Annotated in this window: 22 protein-coding genes; 11 read left to right on the top strand and 11 right to left on the bottom strand. The window is 45.9% G+C overall.

Annotation, left to right across the window (positions count from 1 at the left end):
• Positions 1 to 424: 424 nt before the first annotated feature.
• Positions 425 to 634 (bottom strand): histone family protein, encoded by a 210-nt coding sequence (locus tag MHUN_RS03005; protein WP_011447622.1) that lies wholly within the window; start codon positions 632 to 634, stop codon positions 425 to 427.
• A gap of 812 nt (positions 635 to 1,446) precedes the next feature.
• Here MHUN_RS03005 and MHUN_RS03000 point away from each other — a divergent pair.
• Both MHUN_RS03000 and MHUN_RS02995 read left to right on the top strand, forming a co-directional pair.
• Positions 1,447 to 1,836, top strand: coding sequence for a MarR family transcriptional regulator (locus tag MHUN_RS03000; RefSeq protein ID WP_011447621.1), 390 nt, complete (start codon positions 1,447 to 1,449; stop codon positions 1,834 to 1,836).
• Positions 1,837 to 1,908: 72 nt separating this feature from the next.
• Positions 1,909 to 2,478, top strand: a complete 570-nt coding sequence (locus tag MHUN_RS02995; protein WP_011447620.1) for a hypothetical protein — start codon at positions 1,909 to 1,911, stop codon at positions 2,476 to 2,478.
• Here the strand turns inward: MHUN_RS02995 and MHUN_RS02990 are convergent.
• From MHUN_RS02990 to MHUN_RS02980, 3 genes are read right to left on the bottom strand one after another with little or no spacing between them, the layout of a single operon-like run.
• Positions 2,467 to 2,733, bottom strand: coding sequence for a hypothetical protein (locus MHUN_RS02990; protein ID WP_011447619.1), 267 nt, complete (start codon positions 2,731 to 2,733; stop codon positions 2,467 to 2,469). The two genes, MHUN_RS02995 and MHUN_RS02990, sit on opposite strands and share 12 nt — an antisense overlap.
• Positions 2,697 to 3,620, bottom strand: coding sequence for a hydantoinase/oxoprolinase family protein (locus tag MHUN_RS02985; protein ID WP_011447618.1), 924 nt, complete (start codon positions 3,618 to 3,620; stop codon positions 2,697 to 2,699). Before MHUN_RS02985 ends, MHUN_RS02990 begins: the two co-directional genes overlap by 37 nt.
• Positions 3,607 to 4,506 (bottom strand): ATP-grasp domain-containing protein, encoded by a 900-nt coding sequence (locus MHUN_RS02980; RefSeq protein WP_011447617.1) that lies wholly within the window; start codon positions 4,504 to 4,506, stop codon positions 3,607 to 3,609. Before MHUN_RS02980 ends, MHUN_RS02985 begins: the two co-directional genes overlap by 14 nt.
• A gap of 126 nt (positions 4,507 to 4,632) precedes the next feature.
• Here MHUN_RS02980 and surE point away from each other — a divergent pair, with 126 nt between their 5' ends.
• Together surE and rpiA are read left to right on the top strand one after the other, a co-directional pair.
• Complete coding sequence (surE, locus tag MHUN_RS02975; protein WP_011447616.1) at positions 4,633 to 5,472, top strand: 5'/3'-nucleotidase SurE; 840 nt, start codon at positions 4,633 to 4,635, stop codon at positions 5,470 to 5,472.
• A gap of 44 nt (positions 5,473 to 5,516) precedes the next feature.
• Positions 5,517 to 6,224, top strand: a complete 708-nt coding sequence (gene rpiA / locus MHUN_RS02970) for a ribose-5-phosphate isomerase RpiA (protein WP_011447615.1) — start codon at positions 5,517 to 5,519, stop codon at positions 6,222 to 6,224.
• A 258-nt stretch (positions 6,225 to 6,482) separates the two neighbouring features.
• Here the strand turns inward: rpiA and MHUN_RS02965 are convergent, their stop codons facing one another.
• Positions 6,483 to 7,043, bottom strand: a complete 561-nt coding sequence (locus tag MHUN_RS02965) for a TATA-box-binding protein (RefSeq protein WP_011447614.1) — start codon at positions 7,041 to 7,043, stop codon at positions 6,483 to 6,485.
• A gap of 41 nt (positions 7,044 to 7,084) precedes the next feature.
• Positions 7,085 to 8,962 carry an acetate--CoA ligase gene (gene acs / locus MHUN_RS02960; RefSeq protein ID WP_011447613.1) on the bottom strand — a complete coding sequence of 626 codons (1,878 nt, stop codon included), beginning with the start codon at positions 8,960 to 8,962 and terminating at the stop codon, positions 7,085 to 7,087.
• 213 nt (positions 8,963 to 9,175) lie between these two features.
• Here acs and MHUN_RS02955 point away from each other — a divergent pair, with 213 nt between their 5' ends.
• Positions 9,176 to 11,242: an acetate--CoA ligase family protein gene (locus MHUN_RS02955; RefSeq protein WP_011447612.1), complete on the top strand. Its 2,067-nt coding sequence runs from the start codon at positions 9,176 to 9,178 to the stop codon at positions 11,240 to 11,242.
• 101 nt (positions 11,243 to 11,343) lie between these two features.
• Here MHUN_RS02955 and MHUN_RS02950 read toward each other — a convergent pair whose 3' ends face one another.
• Positions 11,344 to 11,634 carry a DUF3467 domain-containing protein gene (locus MHUN_RS02950; protein ID WP_011447611.1) on the bottom strand — a complete coding sequence of 97 codons (291 nt, stop codon included), beginning with the start codon at positions 11,632 to 11,634 and terminating at the stop codon, positions 11,344 to 11,346.
• Positions 11,635 to 11,665: 31 nt separating this feature from the next.
• Between MHUN_RS02950 and MHUN_RS02945 the strand changes: the two genes are divergently transcribed.
• Positions 11,666 to 12,364: a CRISPR-associated protein Cas4 gene (locus tag MHUN_RS02945; protein WP_011447610.1), complete on the top strand. Its 699-nt coding sequence runs from the start codon at positions 11,666 to 11,668 to the stop codon at positions 12,362 to 12,364.
• Here the strand turns inward: MHUN_RS02945 and MHUN_RS02940 are convergent.
• The 3 genes from MHUN_RS02940 to MHUN_RS02930 are packed head-to-tail and all read right to left on the bottom strand — an operon-like array spanning position 12,341 to position 14,519.
• The gene (locus MHUN_RS02940) at positions 12,341 to 13,270 is read right to left on the bottom strand and encodes a DNA polymerase subunit beta (RefSeq protein WP_011447609.1); all 930 of its coding nucleotides are present in this window, start codon (positions 13,268 to 13,270) and stop codon (positions 12,341 to 12,343) included. The two genes, MHUN_RS02945 and MHUN_RS02940, sit on opposite strands and share 24 nt — an antisense overlap.
• Complete coding sequence (locus MHUN_RS02935) at positions 13,270 to 13,848, bottom strand: L-threonylcarbamoyladenylate synthase (RefSeq protein WP_083758387.1); 579 nt, start codon at positions 13,846 to 13,848, stop codon at positions 13,270 to 13,272. The genes MHUN_RS02940 and MHUN_RS02935 overlap by 1 nt, the downstream gene beginning before the upstream one ends.
• Entirely contained in the window at positions 13,845 to 14,519 is a 675-nt protein-coding gene (locus tag MHUN_RS02930) for a DUF5612 domain-containing protein (protein WP_011447607.1), read from the bottom strand. Before MHUN_RS02930 ends, MHUN_RS02935 begins: the two co-directional genes overlap by 4 nt.
• A 140-nt stretch (positions 14,520 to 14,659) precedes the next feature.
• Between MHUN_RS02930 and MHUN_RS02925 the strand changes: the two genes are divergently transcribed.
• The 4 genes from MHUN_RS02925 (at position 14,660) to MHUN_RS02910 (ending at position 19,182) form a co-directional block, all read left to right on the top strand.
• A complete protein-coding gene (locus tag MHUN_RS02925; RefSeq protein ID WP_143709335.1) occupies positions 14,660 to 15,238 on the top strand; it encodes a hypothetical protein in 579 nt (192 codons plus the stop codon).
• 90 nt (positions 15,239 to 15,328) lie between these two features.
• On the top strand, positions 15,329 to 16,579 hold the full coding sequence (locus MHUN_RS02920; RefSeq protein WP_011447605.1) for an APC family permease: 1,251 nt from the start codon (positions 15,329 to 15,331) through the stop codon (positions 16,577 to 16,579).
• Positions 16,580 to 16,678: 99 nt separating this feature from the next.
• Complete coding sequence (locus MHUN_RS02915; RefSeq protein ID WP_011447604.1) at positions 16,679 to 18,037, top strand: TrpB-like pyridoxal phosphate-dependent enzyme; 1,359 nt, start codon at positions 16,679 to 16,681, stop codon at positions 18,035 to 18,037.
• On the top strand, positions 18,034 to 19,182 hold the full coding sequence (locus MHUN_RS02910) for an ATP-NAD kinase family protein (protein ID WP_011447603.1): 1,149 nt from the start codon (positions 18,034 to 18,036) through the stop codon (positions 19,180 to 19,182). Before MHUN_RS02915 ends, MHUN_RS02910 begins: the two co-directional genes overlap by 4 nt.
• Here the strand turns inward: MHUN_RS02910 and pfkA are convergent.
• A complete protein-coding gene (gene pfkA, locus MHUN_RS02905; RefSeq protein ID WP_011447602.1) occupies positions 19,151 to 20,140 on the bottom strand; it encodes a 6-phosphofructokinase in 990 nt (329 codons plus the stop codon). The two genes, MHUN_RS02910 and pfkA, sit on opposite strands and share 32 nt — an antisense overlap.
• A gap of 110 nt (positions 20,141 to 20,250) precedes the next feature.
• On the opposite strand from pfkA, the gene MHUN_RS02900 reads away from it, so the two are divergent.
• Entirely contained in the window at positions 20,251 to 21,984 is a 1,734-nt protein-coding gene (locus MHUN_RS02900; RefSeq protein ID WP_011447340.1) for an IS1634-like element ISMhu4 family transposase, read from the top strand.
• The last annotated feature ends 9 nt before the right edge of the window (positions 21,985 to 21,993 follow it).

Genomic DNA, 21,993 nt, shown 5'->3' with positions numbered 1-21,993 from the left:
GATGGAGGCCGGTTAACGAAGCGAAAATAGGATCAAACCCGACTCCAACAGTTGACAAACGAACGTTGAATAAGGAAAATTCGAAGGAGCAAAGGGCAAAGAGCAGACGAGGACTCCGGTTCCAGTCGGAAGGAATTACCCAATTTATTTGAGAGTCGGGAACATCGATTTAGAAGGGACTCATATGACCTCTCCTTTGCCGACCGGGAAAATCAAAATATGCGCGACCAGACGATCAGAACAGAGAGTGTCAACGCATAACGAAAAGGGCCGCATGAATCCAGGGATTATGGGAGTTAAGGAACCGCTTCCCGATACCGGACCACTCAAATTTTAAGAAGAATCAGGGACGGACGGTCTGTTCATACAAAACACCTGTTCTATCCAGGTGTAACCAAAATACCCGCGAAAAATGAGAAAAGAGTTAGGCGAACTTTTCTGCAGCCATCTCAATGTCTTCTTCCTTGAGGGTCTTACGGCCTGCATGATTTGCAAGCTTTACCGCTTCACGAACAAGTTCTCCGAGAAACTCTTCAGTCTTCTGGACAAGGATCTCTGATGCATCGGCACCGACACGCTCAGCTCCTGCATTTTTGGCAACACGAGTTACGGCTGCAATTGGTAAATCTGCCATAATTGATTCTAAAACAATTATTGAGATACTCATATAAAAATTATCTCTTATTAATTCAGAAAAATCCCTGTAGGAAAAGAGAAAAAGGACTATGATATATAAATCAGGTCTAGCGAAAGAGATATTATCAGCTACCATGGCTTATTATGGTGATAATTAAATCGGGCCTGAAGGATGATTTTCATCTCCCGGCACAGCAACCAGAGTTATGATATCCTTCCTATCCATTCGCTTGAGAGCAATAATTATGGCGGTTTTTTCATCAGGCGTCTCAAAGAAAACAAGCGTATCATACTAACCCAATGTTTAGTAGATACTTACGTACCTGACCTGTCCCTTTGTTTCCTCCTCAATATCTTTCATGCTTTGAGAGACGAATTATTTGCTCAGTTTTGTCTAAAAAATTTGGCTATACAGAGATTGTTGCACAACTAAAATGTCGTTTCCTCAAGAGCACAATTTCCATTCGGTTGGAACGTTAATTGGCAATGAAATTTATGGGCTTTGCCTCATTGTACTATCGATTGAGAGTTATGCAACAGCCTCTACAATGAATAACATAATTTCACCCGGTGCTTATATCTCATACGGAACTATTCAGTAAACTTCCTAACAACACTATATAAAAATACTCCCCATAGACCAGGACATATGACAAACCTATCAATTCAACAGGTAAATGGTTTCAGAATCTGAAATTATAATCAAATAAAAATAATTATGATCATGATGGATTTTTTTACCGAGATACCAATGGGAAGTTATATCTTTTCTGTGATATAGTATTCAGTCATATCTTACTCAGGTGTACTATGGTGGGCACTCATACACTCCTGCAATTTTCTAAGGGGGAAGAGGAAATTGCAGATTTATTCTGGGATATCGGGCTGAAGAAAAATACTGCCCGGGTCCTGGTTCTGATGATACGGGATGATGATCTAACTTCAAGGGAGATAGAACGGATATGTGATCTGCGCCAACCCGAGGTGAGTATTGCCCTATCTGACCTTATGAAACGGAAATGGGTGAAAGATGTCAGGCACGCCAGAGAAGGAAAAGGCAGACCGACGATGATCTATCACCTCATCAAATCCCTGGATGATATTCTCGAAGAACTGAAAACAGAAATAGTGGGCGACTACGAAGTGAAACTGAAAGAGATTGAAAAAGTCAGGGATATGCTAAAAGGGAATATATCTTAACCCTTTTCAGACCTTTTCACTTTCACCCTGCTTGGATAACGTTTACATATGCCCTCTTGAAAACCTGAAGATATGGCCGGGCGATATGAAACACTCAGGAAAATAAATCAGAATACCTTTTCAGTATACATCGCGCCCGGACGGGATCTCCAGAATGCGCTCATATCAGGGCCAGTCAGAACAGTCCATGGTCCAATAACTTTTCTCTTCTTCGGGCATGCAGAACCGCTGCTCTGTCTTCCTCCTGATCAGAAATACCGGATCGACTTCAGAAGAATGGAGGGGATGAGCGGACTTATCGGGGCGATTAGAAAAGATGAATCACACCTTCTTTTTATTCTGTATTCACGTGAGCATTTTGAGGAATATGAAAACAGTATTCCGATTCTCGCAGAAGAATGCAGAACCCATGCACGCCACACAGCCCCGGTCGTTCTCCTTTCAGTCACTTATGACCATATTATTGAGCAACTGGGAATTCAGTCCGACCGGTATATCATTATTACTGAAAAAAACCGGAAGACGATAGCGCGGAGAAATATCACAGCACAAAAAACCCTGAATGACTGCCCCATATCACCCGGGTCATCGCACCCTCAAAAAGAGATCCACCGGTATGGACAGCAACCATTATCGGTGTGACCGGTCTGTTTTCCATTCAAGCCTGTTCCCATCATAGGGACAATACCGTTCATTCCCAGCCGTCTCCCATCCACAGACCGGACAATAGTGAATCTCGTGATCCCTTCCCAGAAGTGGTATCAGAGGAATAAAGAGAAACAGAAAGAAGAACGGATACCCCAGAGACCAGAGGAGGAGACTTCCTCCCAGAGATCCTGCCAGGAGAAGGAAGGAGAGGATCAGACGGTTCGTAAACCTGCCTCCCGAACCGCCCATGCCGGCATTGCATCAGAAAGTGACCCCATGTCGCGATTGAGATCATGCGCATCAAGCCATGATGACAGGAGACCTGATCCCACACCCACTGTCAGAATGCGTCTGCATGCATACTGCTCCATCACAGATCTAACCGCCTGTGTAATACATACCTGTTCCTCATGCACATATGCCTGCGCTATATGCAGAACATATTCCGTTCCAATCTCCGCTACATCTGCACAAACCATCCGTGCCATCCGGCGCATACAATGATCCCATGACGGACTGCAGGAATCAGGAGGTACTGTTGTATACATCTCCGGCGGTATAAGTCCCATCAGTACATGGGCATCTCCGGCACAGGCAAAATATTCAGTGCTCACCCGAACTGGAGATCCGTCAAGACAGACTGACCTGATAAGAGATGAAACAGGAGTTCTAAGAAGACCATAGTATAAAAGCATCCCCGTTTTCAGGCGGGTAAAATCGGTCTGACCTTTCAGGGTTTCCCAGGCATTCAGGGGGATAATATCCGTGGTTGTACTCCCCATATCAACCAAGACAGCATCAGGATACCGGTCACGGAGAACATCAGCCATCACCAGCCAGTTTGCCGCGGCAAGATCACTGACAGGCGTTGTATGAAATTGTCCATCGGTTCCATAGAAGATGGCATGAGGAAAGACATCCCGGACAGCAGTGAAGATAAATTCAATACCATCCTGCTTTGATGCAAAACAATCGGCCAGTTCACCACTCATCACAACCGCAGCATTATCTGCCGATGAATAGTCCTGTAATATCTCTCTTATTGGCGTCTCTTTCCAGAGTGGGCAATAGTGAATATGGGCCCCGGCTTCATCGACTACCTTCAGATTTGCCCCTCCGATGTCAACTCCGATCATAGGTAACCTGACCCTCTGAAGAGAAGTATGCATGGCCAATTAGGTGAACTGATTCAGGAGAACGTCCATATGATGCATCCAGGATCACCTGTGCAATCTCTTCCTCCATGCATGCGTCAATACCAATAATGCTCGTAGTCGGCCGTGGATTTACATCAACAATGACAATCCGGTCAGGGTTGACAACCATATCTATCCCGACATACCCCTGACAACCCAGCACTTCAACCGCCTTTGACGCAAGAGCATACATCTCCTCTTTCTTTGGATGATCGACTGGTGTTTCTCCTCCATGGTAGGCGACCGTCCCATCTTTGTTAAACCTGATATCCTGACGGTTTAATGCAAGGAGCAGGGGACCTTTTCCAGTATAATAAAGGCACACCTCACCGACGACCCGGCCACCAACAAGGCTCATGGAATAGTGTTCACCCTCGATATACTCCTGGCCAAACTCTCCTTCCCCTGCCGGCCCATCGGTCAGCCTTACACCGACCGCTCCACATCCGGATACCTCTTTGACGATGCGTTTTCCTGATGTGACCTCTTTTGGAACATCAATGCCATGTGATTGTAAAATCTGTCCGGTTCTTTTTTTATTCGCGCAGACTGCAATCGAAAATGAGTTGCATCCGATATTTCTGGTAACATCCTCAAGATTTTTGGTAAACCTGGCCAGCAGGTGATCAGGAGCGATGACCAGCCCCTCATCGCATTGTGCACCAAGACGGGCTATCTCTTCAGAAAAATCCCTGCCCGGTTCAGGACTGTGAACCGTATATCCAATCTTTGTGAAACTGCGTGTCAGTACATCAAGCATGGCGCGACCTTCAGGGGCTAACGTCGGATCATGACTGACGGTATATTCAGCAAGCAGAATATTCATCGCTACTTGTTGGCAGGATCAGAAAAAAAATAATCCGATTCGGGGTACCCGGGTCTGCTGGTGATATCTGAAAACCGGCAGTTTTGATGATCCATTAAGAAGCAGGAGAACTAATAATCGGGATACATGATTTCAGGATCTCCTCCTGACAGTACACCATCACATCACCATTTTTCCCTAAAACGACCCTGTATTCTCCTGACCAATGATGATGGGGTTAATTCGGAGGGATTATGGGCTGCCTATGATGCCCTGTTTGAATGGGCTGATGTTGTGGTGTGTGCTCCTGCAACCCAGCAGAGTGCTGTCGGACGGTCACTCTCCATATTTGAACCACTCAGAGTGAACACGGTGAGCCGGGGTGATATTACCGCCTATGCAGTCGGGGGAAAACCAACCGATTCGGTCATACTTGCGCTTTTTGCATTGGGAGTAAAGCCAGATCTTGTTGTATCAGGGATAAATATTGGTGAAAACTTGTCATATGAGGCCATTACCACATCCGGTACCGTGGGTGCTGCCCTGGAGGCGGCAAATCATGGATATCCTGCCGTGGCATTCTCCCTCCAGATTGAAGATCAGAAAGAGAAATTTGATGATGCACGACACCTCGCAGATCGGTTTTCAGAGTCCAAAGGGGTGGTGCGTGACGTCATCAGAAGGATTCTTGAGAAAGGATTTCCTTCCTTTACTCATGTCATGAATGTAAATATCCCCTCCATCATAACCGGCGGATATGAGATTACCCATCTTGCCGAACATTTGTTTATTACCGGGGTGGAAAAGAGGCTTGATCCCAGGGGAAAACCCTATTACTGGATCAACGGTCCATTGGTTACCGATGCTCCGGAAGGGACTGATGTGCATGCCATCCACAAAGGGAACATCTCTATCACCCCTATCACCCTTGACTGCACCGCTTATGCAGGGACCGATGACTTAAGAAGACTGTTTTCATTAGAATAGAACGATATCGCTAACTATTTTCCAACACAAAATTCAGGAGAACCATGAATACGAGCGGATTATCCCCCCAGGAACAGGCAAAAAAACGGGCAGGCTACAAGGCTGCTGATTATATTACTAATGGCATGACGGTCGGTCTTGGGACCGGATCAACCGTTGCCTTTACGATGGCACGACTAAAAGAGCGAATGACTGAAGAGGGTCTGTTGATTGTCGGGATCCCCACATCTATCCAGACAACCATGCGGGCAGGAGCTCTCGGAATCCCACTCATCGGTCTTGAACAGGCAGAGAAGATTGATATCACGGTTGACGGGGCAGATCAGATAGATCCTGAAATGAGGCTTATCAAGGGCCGGGGAGCTGCTCATGTCAGAGAACGGATAGTAGCCGATGCCTCAACCCGGCTCATCATCGTCGCTGACCCGTCAAAGATATGCTCGCATCTGACCGGACCAATACCGATTGAAATAATCCCGTTTTCATTCAGCCATGTCATTCGCCGGCTCAATGAAATGGGTGGAATGGTGACTGTCAGGGAAGGGGTAAAAAAGGACGGGCCAGTTATATCTGATAACGGTAATATCATCCTTGATTATACGCCGGTCAGCATCCCGGACCCGTCGGCTCTCGAGACTGCCATCAATATGATTCCTGGTGTAGTAAGTTGTGGCATTTTTGCTGAATTCACTTCAAAGACGACGGTCATCATCGGGGAAGAGAGCGGTCCCCGTATAATCGGATTACCATAATCAAAAACTTCCATTCTTTGGGAGATTTATTCACATTTTATGGCAAGATTAATCTGTCCGGAAAAGCAGAGAATAGAAAAATAAACCCGGGAACCTCTGTATTTTGGAGAGTTCTCCGTACATTCTCTGTCAATCAGATACCGTATCCATATTGTGACGCTACAATAATCCCCCGGAAAACGGTACTATGTACAATAAATTCTATTGTATATAAAAATATAGAATCTGAATTATAAATTCAGATGAATGATCTCCAGATTATAAAAGCCCGAGCCCTTTCAAATCATCAACGATCTTCAGCACAGCCTTCTTCGCATCCTCAGGTTCCTTGCCGCCGGTGATGATGAGTTTTCCTGATCCAAAGAGCAGGACTACTACTTTTGGATCCTCAAGCCGGTATACCAGACCCGGGAACTGTTCAGGTTCATACTCAATCCGCTCAAGGTTGAATCCGACGGCAATCTTGTTTAGGTTAATACCGGATCCAAGGTCAGCGGACGTGACAATGTTCTGGATTTTATATGTCAGTTCGCTTGCTATCTCGATGTTCAGGGAACGCAGCAGATCGCCCAGTATCTCAAGTCCCTTATTCAGACTCTCAACACTTTTTGCTCCGGTCAGTACCACTTTTCCGGATCCAAATACCAATGCCGCTATCTTTGGGTTCTGCATCCGGATAACAACACCCGGGAACCGCTTTTTGTTATATTCCGCATCCTTTATGCTAGATGCAATCTGGGGGAGGTCCAGGGATTCTGATATCTTCGCTGAAGCCACGATATTTTCTATCCGGAGCGAAGTATCTGGAGTTGCAGACATGGTTATAAATCTATTAAAACAGTATATAAAGAGTTGGATGATTATTCATCCAGGGTAGATATATCACCAGGATCCATACCCATTTCTTTTGCTTTTAATACCCGCCGCATGATCTTTCCACTGCGGGTTTTGGGCAGACTATCAACAAAATCAAGCTCTGCAGGAACTGATATTGGTCCAAGCATGATACGGACATGGTATTTCAGGTCGTGGATAAGTTTCTGGGATGGTTCCACTCCGTTGCGCAGGATAACAAACGCCTTGATAATATTTCCTTTCAGTGGATCCGGTTTCCCAATTGCAGCCGCTTCTGCAACAGCACTATGTGAAACCAGCGCACTTTCAATCTCGGCAGTTCCGACATTGTGACCTGCGACAATGATGATGTCATCTGATCTGCCAAGGAGCATGATGTAGCCATCTTCGTCCATGACCGCCAGATCATTACTGCTGTAATATCCGTATTTTCCAAAGCTCCAGTACTGGCGGTATCGCTCATCATTTTGGTATACTGCCTTCATCATGGAAGGCCAGGGTTCCTTGATAGCAAGATATCCGGTAGTTCCTGGTGGAATAGGATCTCCTTCTTCATTGACGACGGTAGCAATTACACCAGGTATTGGCTTTCCTGCAAATCCTGGTTTCATCGGGAGGCCGACCATGGTTGTTACCATATGCATACCGGTCTCGGTCTGCCACCAAGTGTCAAGAATGGGGCACTTGTTCTTTCCGATATGTTTGTAAAACCATTCAAATGCTTCAGGATTGAGCGGTTCACCAACTGAGCCCAAAAGCCGGAGGGAAGAGAGGTCATATTTATCCGGCCATTCTTCTCCCATCCGCATGAACATCCGGATCGCCGTCGGTGCTGTGTAAAAGATGGTAACGCCGTAATCCTCGATAAGTTTCCACCAGATCCCGGCATCAGGGTAATCAGGAGTGTACTCAGAGAGGAAAATCGTCCCGCCGACCAGGAGCGGGCCATAGATACCATAGGTATGTCCGGTGATCCAGCCGGGATCTGCCGTGCACCAGTACACGTCATTCTCGCGAAGTGTCAGAACATATTTTGTTGTGTAGTAGGCACCGACCATGTATCCGCCGGCTGCATGCACAATACCTTTCGGGGCTCCGGTAGTTCCTGATGTATAGAGAATAAAGAGAGGGTCTTCAGAGTTTACATGGACTGGCTCACAATACCGATCTGCCTGCGCAATGAGTTCTTCATAATCCAGTTCAAACTCATCAAGAAGGCCTACCTTTGGTTCCTGGGTTCTCAGGATGATGACCCGCTCAACAGTCGGAGCATTGATCAGAGCCTCTTCGACGATTGGCTTTAAGGGTATGCTGCCTCCACGCCTCACTGACGCGTCTGCAGTAATGACGATTTTTGCTCCTGCACCGGTGATACGCTCATTTAAGGCTTTTGCTCCATACCCGGCAAAGACTACGGTATGGACTGCTCCAATACGGGCGCAGGCAAGCATAGAAACTACTAGTTCAGGAATACCAGGAAGATAGATACAGACCCGATCCCCTTTCTGAACCCCAAGGGACTTGAGGGCATTGCCCATCCGCATGACATCTTTATAGAGCTGATAATAGGTGAATATCCGTTCCCGGCCATTTTCACCTGCCCAGAATATGGCGACCTTGTTTCTCCGGTCATTATTGACATGCCGCTCCAGGCAGTTATAGGTGATATTTAATTCAGCGCCGGTAAACCAACTCGCGTAGGGATGGTTCCATACCTTGACGTTATTCCATTGTTTGAACCAGAGGAGATCTGATGCAATCCTGCGCCAGAATGCGTCCGGGTCTTTTTCAAATTCATAATATAACTCATTATAATCGTGAATGAGCGCTGAATCCCGGTAACACGGGTCAGGATAGTATACTTTTTGTTCAGGCTTGTGCAACTCTTCGGCTGAGATAATTATTCACCCCAATTATCATTATTTATCATGGACAATTCCTTAAATTCTTTATTATTTTCTTGAATTGTCATTGATCGACAGATACGGTTGTTTTATATGGGTTGGTGGCTCACATCGTAAGTGCAGAATTTGACGAATCATCATACGTCATTTGTTGAAGTCGGAAGATCCGGCATGACATAGCAGAGGTTATACATGACAGAATGGATGCTCAGTGAATCTGAAGGATATGATCTGCTTTCAAAATATGGGATTCCAACCCCGAAGTACCGGATTGTTACACGGGCGGAAGACGCAGGATCAGCAGCAGAAGCGATTGGTTTTCCGGTAGTGATGAAGATCATCTCACCGGATATCGTTCATAAGAGTGATGCCGGGGGTGTGATTGTTGGTATTGGAACAAAAGAATCAGCCCAGTCTGCATTTAACCAGATTGTAGCAAATGCCCGTGCCTATAACCAGAATGCTGACATTCATGGAGTAATTGTCGAGAACCAGGCAGCTCCCGGTCTTGAACTTATCATCGGAGGAAAGACTGACCCAACTTTTGGAAAGGTGATCACCTTTGGTATCGGTGGTACTCTTGTTGAACTGATGAAGGATGTTACCCTTCGTATCCTTCCGATTGACGAGGATGAGATCAGGAAGATGGTCACAGATATTGACTCCTACCCGCTCATCACCGGATACCGCGGTTCCAAACCCAAGGATGAGGAGTGCCTTATTCAGATCATCAAGAACGTCTGCAAGATGTTTGAGGATCAAAAGGACCTGCGTGAGTTTGATATCAACCCGATCAGGTTATATGATTCAGGTGCCTGTGCAGTTGATGCCCGTATCATCATGGACAATGACATCCATCTTCTTGATGTTGTCGAACTTGAACCAATCCCACCGGAATATTTCAAGCCAAAGTCTGTCGCGGTCATAGGTGCTTCTGATGACAAGAACAAGATGGGATATGCGGTCATGCATAACCTGCTCCACTTCCCTGGGAAAGTCTACCCGATTAACAACAAGCGTGACACCATTCAAGGTCTGAAAGCCTACCCCACCGTTCTTGATATTCCTGATGATGAGATAGACCTTGCTGTTATCACGGTCCCTGCCCGACACGTCCCCGGGGTCATGGAGGAGTGTGGAAAGAAGGGAGTCAAGATTGCGGTTGTCATTACCGCCGGATTTAAGGAGATGAGCGAGGAGGGCCGGATGCTTGAGGAACGTATCGTTGAGATTGCGCACCGATACGGGACCAGGATCGTCGGACCAAACTGTCTCGGACTTATCATCCCACCGATCGGGCTTGACACAACCTATGTTGCACAGTCACCAAATCCGGGGAACATTGCTTTCATCTCACAGAGTGGTGCTATCGTCAACACCGTTGTTGACTGGTCTCTTACCAAGGATATCGGGTTCTCCTTTGTGGTATCTGTCGGGAACCAGGCTGATCTGAACTTCTTTGATTATCTCAGGGCCGCCGCCGCAGACCCGGAGACAAAAGTTATCATCATGTACATTGAGCAGATCAAGAACGGAAAAGCCTTTATGGAGATCGTGAGCGAGGTATCCAGGCATAAACCGGTTGTTGCGTTAAAGGCCGGGTCATCTGCCCGTGGTCAGGCAGCAGCTGCATCACATACCGGGTCCCTGTCCGGATCCTATGATGTCTATGTTGAGGCATTCAGAAAATCAGGTGTCCTGCTTGTACACACCCTGACCGGTGCATTCCTTGCAGCAGAGATGCTCTCTCATCCGAAGCGTTATCCCAAAGGTCGCCGTGCCATCGTTGTTACCAACGCAGGAGGATTTGCGGTGCTCTCATCTGACTATACCGAGCGGTACGGTATCAAGATGATTGACCTGCCTGATTACCTGGTCAAAGAGATGGACTCGTTCCTTCCTGAGTTCTGGAACCGTGGAAACCCAATTGATCTGCTCGGTGACGCAACCGAGGCACGGTTTGAAAAGACCTTTGAAGTGCTTGCAAAGAACGATGCACTCTGGGATATGTGCTTTATCGTCGGGTTCCCAAACAACATCCTCTCATCCGAACAGCTGGCAAATCAGATACTCAAATTCTCAAAGTCCACTGATAAGAGAATTATTCCAACACTGCTCGGGGGAGCATCGATGGATCGTGGCCGGCATATCCTTCATTCACACAGTATCCCAAGTTTTGAAGAACTGGATATGATGTACCGGGTTGTCGGAAGACTGCTGTACCAGATCTACCGGGTGAAAGCACAGGGAGTATACTAATCTCCCAAAACCTTTCTGGGACTGCATTTTTCACCAATTTATTAAAAATAGAGAAACGAGACCCTAGGAAGGGTTTACTAAATTTTTTTAAGAGAATATTTTTATGAATATCCGGTCATTGCAGTAACGTTCTGCTGTTTATCCTGGGGAGCCTCAAGGGTCCTGAATTTTTGTTCATATTCACCGACGGTCCGCTGCAGAACGGCGAGGAGGTTTTTTGCATGGTTTGGACTGATACTGACAACGGCCTTTCCCCGTGCCTGGTTGATCCCCGGTATCTGATGCAGAAAAATGAACGTAAATTCATCTTCCTTATAAGCTATCTGGATCATATTACTGTAGACCGGCTCTACATTTGGTGGTATAGTTACCTGAATTTCATTTGATGCCATCTCACACTTGTTTGACGCCTGTTCCAATAAAATGACCGAACCGTGCTATTCCAAAAATCCGGATAATGGTATTGCAATATCATCTCTTATCAGAGCATTTCATTGTCCACGGCAGTATTTCTTTTACAAAGATATCCCCTCAAAACCTGCGATACAGTACAGTATTTGTAAACTGGTCTCATGCGCAGAGAAGGGTTCGACCGAAGAGGAACTCTGGTATACTCTTCATATGATACATCCAGAGATATCAGAAGATAAAAGGCATTTCCTCAGAGATTGTCTCATGGCAATGGAACATGCTCCGGTCAGACCCTGGACAGAGACTGATATTTCTGTCCGATCAGAGAGAGCAGGAATTCATGGGCTCCTTGATAAATATCATGCACAAAATGGTGAATATACCCTGACCCGGTGCACTATGGCTCCGAAAACCGGGTGCTGGGCTGAGGATGCAATCAGAACTGCAGCCTTTCTGCTCTGCATTGAAGAGGCCGGTGCTGTGAAAACACCAGGCATATATATTGAATATGTCCGGTCAGGTATTATCAGATATTATGAACCGACACCGAAAGACCGGAGAAGGGTACTCCATCTGATTCAACAGGTAAAAGAGATCGATAATGGCGAGTTTCCCCACAAACCTCTGAATCCTCCATGCTCACGATGCAGGTTTTCGGACCGGTGTGCACAGAATGCACCACGACGGCTATCCTTCCTGCTCAAGAAGTGACAGGGATCTGATATACTCTCCCTTCGCTTCCCTGGTTGTCCCGACCACCAGCCATTGCTCATTTCCGTGCTTTTCAACAATTCCTTGTGCCTGGAGCCGTTCTCCGGTAAAAGCCTGGCCGGTGTATGTATGCGTGAACGAAAGAACCCGGGAGATTTCAGGGTGATCAATTTCATACACTGCCGGGCTGTCAAATGCAAACTGATCATCAATTACCATAGCTTCAATGACCCGTTTTCCAAGAATGGTCCCTTTCTCCATGGTAAAACCTGGAAGATCCTGATATCCACGGGTATAAAGAAGGTCGAAATATGTCCCGTCCACCTGACCACGGTTTAATTTTCTCTTCTCATGCAGGATGAATTCTTCATATGAGGTATCTGGATTGCGTTTCCTGTAAACGGTCTTCCAGAGATCTTCACTCAGCTCCTCAACCGAACCCATCTGAATGGCCCTGACCAGCTGCTTTTGGGCATGTCTGAAGGCTGGACCATACACGACCCCATCAATGTCAGAATTTTCTCCCCCAAGACCACAAAGAAGAGAACCCGTCACACCAAAGGTACAAGGAGGAAGATGGAGGGCTTTTATCAGTTGTGCAACCTTCGGATGAGTAGATGCGATCTGTTCTATCGCTTCATCCGGTTTTAATACGGCAGTTATCTGATCATGCGGAATCCGGTGAACAAGACCTGCCCAGTCAGGATGATGCTCTGCGATGAGACGATACGCTTCTTCAAACTCTACCTTCCGGTACCTGGTTCCGGTTCCATCAGTCCGGTCTCCGGCCGGGTCAGGGATATATCGCAGGACCGATCCAATGGTAAAGGTGTTGTCATAGGTTGCAACGGCATAGTACCATCCATTCGTATCCCTGACAAAATCACGAAGTCGAATCGGTTTCATCAGGACCACTTTGCCAGAAATGATGCGACTGACTCTATATCTGCTCCAACCCGGATGATCTCACGAAACTCCAGATCAACGACCGTTGAGGGCGTCCCAGAGAGTGGTCCGACATTTACCGCACAGTCATACGGTACATTACAGAGATCAATCGTGACAGGGTCAGGACCACCGGACAGATTGGCACTGGTTGCTGTTATCGGAGTGTCATACCGGGATATCAGTTCAAGGGCCACCTCATGGTTCGGATACCTGATTCCTATCTTTTTCGTCCCGGCGGTAAGCCGTGTTGATAAAATATTTCGTGCAGGAAGGATGAGGGTGACCGGTCCGGGAAGGAACTCTTCAATAAACTGCTCTGCCATCTCATCCACATAGGCAACCGCACCAATCATGTCAGGATCTGATACCGCAATCGAGATGGGTTTATGATATTCACGGCCCTTTGCTTCAAATACTTTCAGAATTGCCTCATCCGATAAGGCATCAGCTCCAAGACCATACAGGGTATCTGTCGGATATACAACCAGACCATCATGCATCAGGACATCTAATGCCCGTTCTAATGATATATTCAGAATTTTTTCCCCCTTACACGGTTTACATCAAATACTGCTATGGTAGATACATGCATCACGGCAAACACTCCTGCCTGAATGGGATCGGTGACGACAAGGTCGGCATGGTCAGCAACGCTTCCAGCCATATTCAGGGCAATAACAGGAATGCCTGCAAGTTTCACCCGATCCACCGATTCTGAAACTGCTCCTCCCATGATTGAGCCGGCAAGAACCAGGATCTCCACCCGGGGCAGCCGGGTCACGGCATCAATCGCCTGGGCAAGCGTTTTTTCTCCGACAAGTGGGATGGTATCCACAGATATCCGCTCTCCTCTGATATTATGCCGGTCTGCTTCATTGACGGCTCCCATGGCAACCTGGGCTACCTGGGCCCCTCCCCCGATGATGATAACCCGTTTTCCATAAATATCCCCAAAAGAAACATGCTGAATGACATCCCGTACACCGGACAGTTCCTGTAAGGCACTGAGGAGATCATCCTGATGAACTTCACCTTCATATTCAATGTAGAGTTCATCAAAAACATCTTCAGTCCTGCCATGTATCGTCTCCAGATGGATCATGACAATATTTGCATTATGGTCTGCAAAGGTCCCGGCTATCTCTTTCAGGACCCCCTTCTGATTCCGGGCATAAATACAAACTGCTTTCAGATTATCTTCTGACACCGGTGTGAATCCTCCATACATTCTATGGATGAAAAGTCCTAGGAAAGATGAGAGCTGAAGAAAGATACAACTTTCCTCTTATATGTATCCTGAACTGGGGTTAAATCCTTATGATCGTGAGATATAAAAAACCATACATAATGAGCGGAAATACTTTTTACTCTTCCTTATTACAAGAGTGGACGAAAGGCCTTTTAAAAAAGGAAAGCCTTATTTCTGTCTTTACTCATATCAGGGATATCCCATATGCAATCGTCCCCGATTGGAATGAATCAGAAGATATCATTCGGCGGATGATTACTGAAAATAAAGGATGGTGCGGACCGAAACACCAACTTCTTTCATGGATGTTAGAACAACTCGGATTCATGACCCGATATAGGTACATCCCGTTCAGGTGGCAGGATCAGCCAATTGATTATCCGGAATCAATAACCATTCTTTTTCCAGAACTTCCATCATCAGTCCATCTCTGTTTAGAGGTTTTTCTTACAGGTGAATGGAAACTGATAGATGCAACATGGGATCCATTGTTAAAACGGGCAGGTTTCCCAGTAAATACCTGGGATGGAGTGTCTGATACCATACCAGCGGTATGCAAAATTACTCATGAACCAAATCTGACTCAGATATCTCATGATAACCAGGAGGTGAGAATTACATTTGTTCGTCGTTTCAATGCATGGTTGGAAAGCATCCGTGAAGAAGAAAAGGTATAATTGATTACCAGTATGTTCAGGGATGTATTTTTCTTGTCTGAATACTAAGGATAGAGGTTCATAAAGCCATTTCTAATATTCGTGATATCCGTGCAGCCATCAATACCAAAAACCGCATCCCTGTCACTCTGGCAGATTATTCCCCTCTATATCGGATCAGTCCTGGGTTCAGGGATTTTACTCTTACCTGGCCTTACTGCCGATTCAGCAGGTCCTGCATCTATTCTTGCCTGGATCCTGATGAGCATTCTTTCGATACCAATGGCGCTGAGTATGGGATTTCTCTCGGTCAGGTTCCCCCACGCCGGAGGGGTCTCGTATTTTGTGACCAGAGCATGGAATGCAGATATCGGCATGCTTGTCGGCTGGTTCTTTCTACTATCAGCCATCATGGCAGTCCCCATAATTGCACTTACCGGTGCAGGATATGCAGCAACAGCGTTTGGTCTGGGCGAAACAGGCAGACTAATTATCACCGGAATTATCATCTTCATTGCTGTGGGAACGAATTTTTTCGGGATGCGACTGACCGGTGGGGTTCAGATGGCCGTTGTTGCTGCGACCATTGCCATCCTTATCGGAGCGGTAGTAGGAAGTATCCATGCCATCGAACCTTCCAATTTTGTTCCATTTATGCCACACGGATGGCCGAGTGTGGGTCATGCTGCAACGCTCATTTTCTGGTGTTTTCTTGGGTGGGAGGCTATCTCACATGTCACCGAAGAGTTTGAAGACCCGGGCAGGGATGTGGTCAGGGGCACCATCATCGCCTCGGTGATCATCAGTATTCTGTACCTGGCAACTGCATGTGCCGTCATAGGGACGAAGAGTTATGGACCGGGAATATCTGAAGTCTCCCTCATTCATCTGATACATCTATCCTTCGGGACTTCCGGAGTAATTATTGCAGGCATTATTACTCTGTTTATTACGACTGCTCCGGCGATTGCATATACCGGTGCTGCAGGACGGCTTGCCTATGCCATTTCAAAGGCAGGGTATGCACCACGGCAGTTCTCACTCCTTCATTCGGTTTACCAGACCCCTGTCGGCGGGCTGGCGTTCCTTTTCTGTTGTTTTTATCTGATACTCGGTATTTATATTAGTGGGATAATAACTCTTGATGTGCTCATTCAGATACCAAATGCGACGTTTATCCTCACCTATTTTGCTGGATGTGCAGCAGGTCTTGTGCTCATGAAAGACAGTTGGTCTGGTATGGGAGTCAGTGCCGTTTCTCTGGTTCTGACCGGGATAATATTCTGCTTTACCGGATGGGCCATGATCTGGCCTGCCATTCTGATAATAATCTTCGCTGTATACCTGAAAACAAGGACCTAATTCCATATTTCATAATCGCCGAAATTTTTGTGACTGAATCACAATTTCCAAATTCGTACACGAATGTATAAATATAGTCATTGATAAACTAAAGTATACATGAACACAAAGATACTTCTCGATGAGAATGAGATCCCAAAAAAGTGGTATAACATTCAGGCAGACTTAAAAACCCCTCTCGATCCTCCTATGCATCCCCAGACAAAAAAGCCGGTCGGACCTGTGGATCTCGAACCAATCTTTCCAAAAGAACTTATCAGACAGGAGATGTGCCAGGACCGGTACATTGACATTCCTGAAGAAGTTCGGGATATCTATACCCTCTGGAGACCATCCCCGCTCTTCCGTGCACACCGTCTTGAAAAGATACTGAAAACTCCGGCAAAGATCTACTATAAGTACGAAGGAGTAAGTCCGCCCGGTTCACATAAGCCAAACACCGCCATAGCCCAGGCATATTATAATATGAAAGAAGGGATTGAACGGATTGCCACCGAGACCGGTGCAGGTCAATGGGGTTCATCCCTTGCATTTGCCACCCAGCTCTTTGGTATGGAATGTAAAGTCTACATGGTCAGGGGAAGTTATGACCAGAAACCATACCGGAAGATGATGATGCAGACCTGGGGAGCCACCTGTGTTCCCTCGCCATCACCAGATACCAACTCCGGACGGGCGATCCTAGCAAAAGATCCGGACACCCCCGGTAGTCTTGGAATCGCCATATCTGAAGCGGTTGAGGATGCAGCAACCCATGACAACACAAATTACTCACTTGGTAGTGTCCTCAATCATGTCTGCCTGCATCAGACCATCATTGGCCAGGAGGCACAAAAACAACTTGATATGGTTGATGAGACAGCAGATATCGTCATTGCTTCCGCAGGTGGAGGGTCAAATCTTGCCGGTCTTTGTTTCCCATTTGTGAAGGATAAGATTGACGGGAAGAATCCGGATGTGGAGATCATCGGGGTAGAACCAGCTGCATGCCCATCCATGACCAGAGGGATGTATGCTTATGACTTTGGAGATGTGGCGGGACTGACGCCGCTCCTGAAGATGTTCACCCTTGGTCATGATTTCATCCCTCCCTCCATCCACGCCGGTGGGCTCAGATATCATGGAATGGCACCACTGGTATCACGACTTCATGCAGATCAGTTGATTGATTCAACCTCCGTCTATCAGAATGAGGTGTTTGATGCAGCGGTGATGTTCGCACGTGCAGAAGGTATCATTCCTGCACCAGAGTCTGCACATGCCATCAGGGTTGCAATCGACAAGGCACTTGAATGCAAAAAGACCGGAGAGGCAAAGACTATCATCTTTAATAACAGTGGACATGGGCACTTTGATCTCTCCAGTTATGAAGGATACTTTGCAGGATCCCTCGTTGATTATGAATATCCGGCAGAATTGATTGCAGAATCCCTGAAAAAACTCCCTGCCATCTCATGATAAAAGTCGGGTTTATCGTCAATCCCTATGCCGGGATGGGTGGTGCGGTAGGCCTGAAAGGAACTGACGGGCGAATAAAGGAAGCAATAGCGAGGGGTGCAGTCAGAGAATCTCCTGCAAAAGCAATCAGGTTTTTATCCGGCCTAACCCGGAAAGATCTCCTTTTTTTCACGGCAGGCGGGGAGATGGGGGAAGATGAACTGAAATCTGCAAAAATTTCCTATACCTGCCAGTATCATCCAGATAATTCTCAATCTGACCAGAATACATCCATATCCACCACCGCTGCGGATACCATTGAGGCATGTAAGAAATTTCTTCAAAATAACTGCGATATCATCATATTCTGTGGAGGGGACGGGACAGCACGGGACGTGTACTCCTGTACCGGAGCAAAAACCCTTATCCTGGGTATTCCGACCGGTGTCAAGATCTATTCCGGAGTTTTTGCCACATCGCCGGAGTCTGCAGCAAAACTTCTCTCTCAATGGAACGGATATTCGTATACCGACGGAGAAGTCATGGATGTGGATGAGGAAGATTACCGGAAAGGAAATCTGAATACCAGGCTTTTTGGTTATGCAAAAATTCCTTCATCATCTATCCCCTGCCAGTCATGCAAGCAGATCTCCTGTGGTGATGACCGGCGGGCAACAGAAGAGATAGCGTCGTTCATTACAGAGATTATGCGTGATGATACCCTCTATCTTCTTGGAGCAGGGAGCACAACAGGTGCAATTGCAGAGCGTCTTGGGATCAGTCATACCCTCCTCGGGGTTGATGCAGTATATCGGGGCAGAGTTGTCGGGAGTGATCTGAATGAGAGACAGATTCTCAGCCTTCTCGATCATTATGGCAAAGTGAAGATAATTATCAGCCCCATTGGAGCACAGGGGTTTATTCTCGGGCGGGGAAACCAGCAGATAAGTCATCATGTTCTGGCAAGAACTGGTATCGATGCCCTTATTGTGGTTGCAACAGAAGCAAAACTGAAAAACACAAAAAGCCTCTATATCGATACCGGAAACCAGGCGATGAATGAGGCATGTGGTGATACCATCCAGGTCATCTGCGGATACCGGATGGCAATCAGGGCCAAACTGAACAAGGAGATTATTTTGTCAGAATGTGGGCCAGGCGGATAATATTCGGTTCTGGTTTCTGTCGTCCGGTGATTACCTTATCAAAGGGGGTAAGAACCACGCTCCGTCTCAGTTCACCAACCATCACCCCGGCATGACTTTTTGTATATGCGTAGACAGCACTTACCCCGAGTTTAGCAGCCAGGACCCGATCCCGTGCGGTCGGACTTCCTCCCCGCTGAATATGACCCAGAACCACCACCCGCGACTCAATATCTATCTGCTCTGATACCTTTTTTGATATCTCAAAACTGCAACCCGGTCTCTCACCTTCCGCAACAACTACGATGGCGTATCGCTTTCCTGCTGAAAACGCATCAGTCAGCCTGGCACAGAGATCCATAATGGCATCATGATCCCCTGGGAGAACCAGGTACTCAGCTCCACCGGCAATGCCGCTCTCGATGGCGATGAGATCTGAAGACCTTCCCATCACTTCAACAAAAAATAACCGCCCATGAGATATTGCCGTATCCCGTATCTTATCAATCGCTTCAAGGGCAGTATTTATGGCGGTATCAAACCCGATAGAAAAGTCAGTCCCTGGAATATCATTATCGATAGAGCCCGGAATGCCGATAGTCGGGATACCAGTCTCATCATTGAAGAGGTCGGCACCTCTGAATGAACCTTCACCGCCTATGACAAGGAGGGCATCTATTTCAGCATTCCTAAGATTTTCTGCAGATTTTTTCCGTCCTTCACTCGTCTTAAACTCTTCAGATCTCGAAGTTCCAAGGACAGTGCCACCCAGGTGGATAATATTTGCCACATGCGATCTGTCCATTAGGAAAAAATCCCCTTCAATCAGCCCGGAAAATCCTCTCCTGATTCCGACTACTTCAATACCCAGTTCATGTGCGGCACGGTATACAGCCCTGATTGCTGCATTCATACCAGGAGCATCGCCACCAGATGTAAGAATCCCTATTCGTGATGACCCGGGAATTTTTCCATTCATAGCAGGAATCTACTGATCCGATATATATACTTACCTTTCGCTGATCTTATAAGGTAAATGTTAAATTATAAAGCTTAACTTTATATCTGAGAAGTGTACATATATATGGGATGATCGCTCCGACACATCAAATTGAACACATCGGCGGAATCCCATATATCTTTGAAACATTAAAAGAACTTCAAATCATACGAATTTTGAATGAGGTATATTCGCCTCACAGAAACTGGGTGGGTTTGCCGATTGGTGAAACGATTGCCATTTGGATCTGCTACTGCCTGACCGAAAATGATCATCGTATGTGTCCCTTGGAGAAGTGGGTTACTACCAAAAAAAATTTACTGGAAAAATTGATTGGTTTTCAATTTAGTCCAAAATGCTTTACTGATGACCATTTGGCTCGTATATTATCTCTATTGCACAATAATGAACTTTGGAACCGATTTGAATCTGAATTAAATCGTTCTACACTGCGTATATATGGTTTAACGGATGAAAACATCGTCCGTCTTGATATGACAACAGTAAACAGCAATGGAATTATCGATAAAAACGGATTAATACAATTTGGCAACTCAAAAGATGACGCCTCCCTCCCTCAAATAAAAATCGTACTTTCAGTGCTTGATGTGCTGGGTTTGCCCCTCACCGTTAGTGTAGTCCCTGGAAATTGTGCTGATGATCCTCTCTATATCCCTGCAATGGAAAAGGTGAAAAAATCTACGGGACAATCTGGATTACTTTTTGTGGGAGATTGCAAAATGGGTGCCATAGCAACTCGTTTGTATACGACTATCAATAATGACTTTTATTTATGCCCGTTATCAGAAGTCTCTCATCCTACTCAGGAAATTTATTCTGCAATCATAGCACATCAGGAGTCTAATCTTTCCTTCACACAAGTTTCACGATCGTACTATGATGGAAGCGATGCGATTATAGCCGAAGGATTTGAGAAAAAAATATCTCATTCAATGGAATATGAGGGGAAAATCATAACCTGGGAGGAACGGCTAATCTACGCAAAATCATTTGCTCATGCAAATAAATTCAGATTATCACTTGAAGAGCAAGTAAAAAAAGCTTTCTTTGAGATAAATTCAATGAATAAAAGAGGAAAGGGAAAGAAAATTTACCGAACAATCGAGGAAGCAAAAGAAAAAGTACATGCTATTCTTGGAGATAAGGGATTAACAGCGGTATTCGAAGTTGAGTATATCGAGCATATTAGTAATACTCCAAAACGAAAATACGGAAACAATCCCGCCAGAATTGAACAATCGACGAGAATTGAGGTTAAACCAACTATTAACTTGCAAGCCCTTCAACAAGCGCAGGAATTATCAGGATGGAGGGTATATGTAACAAATAAACCAGAAAATGAATTATCGATGCAAGATGTTGTTCTGACTTACCGTGATCAGTATATCATAGAGCATCAATTTCATCGGCTGAAGGGAAAGGCACTTTCACTTGCCCCAATGTTTATTCAACGAGATGACAGAATTGATGGTTTAGTGAAGTTTTTGACTATTGTAATGAGACCACTTGTTATTATTGAGAAAAAAGTCAGGGATTCGCTGAAAAGTAGAGGTCAGGGTTTGAGTGGTCTTTTCGAATATAATCCAACGAAAATAGTAAATAATCCTAAAACTGAAAGAATTATTGAGTTTTTCAAAGAGATTTATTTGTTAGTTTCATTTTATGGTGAACAGGTTTTTTACACAATTACTGGGATAAATCAAAAGCATCGAGAGATTTTAAATCTGATGAATGTTGATATTAGTGTTTATACTCAATTGGGATCAATTCAGGAATCTGAATTTAAGATCAGCGAACGGTGAGATATAGAT

The organism is Methanospirillum hungatei JF-1, from assembly GCF_000013445.1.
In the GTDB taxonomy this organism is placed as follows: domain Archaea; phylum Halobacteriota; class Methanomicrobia; order Methanomicrobiales; family Methanospirillaceae; genus Methanospirillum; species Methanospirillum hungatei.
Note: the sequence above shows the minus strand (reverse complement) of the source record. Positions and strands in the feature narration are given on the sequence as shown.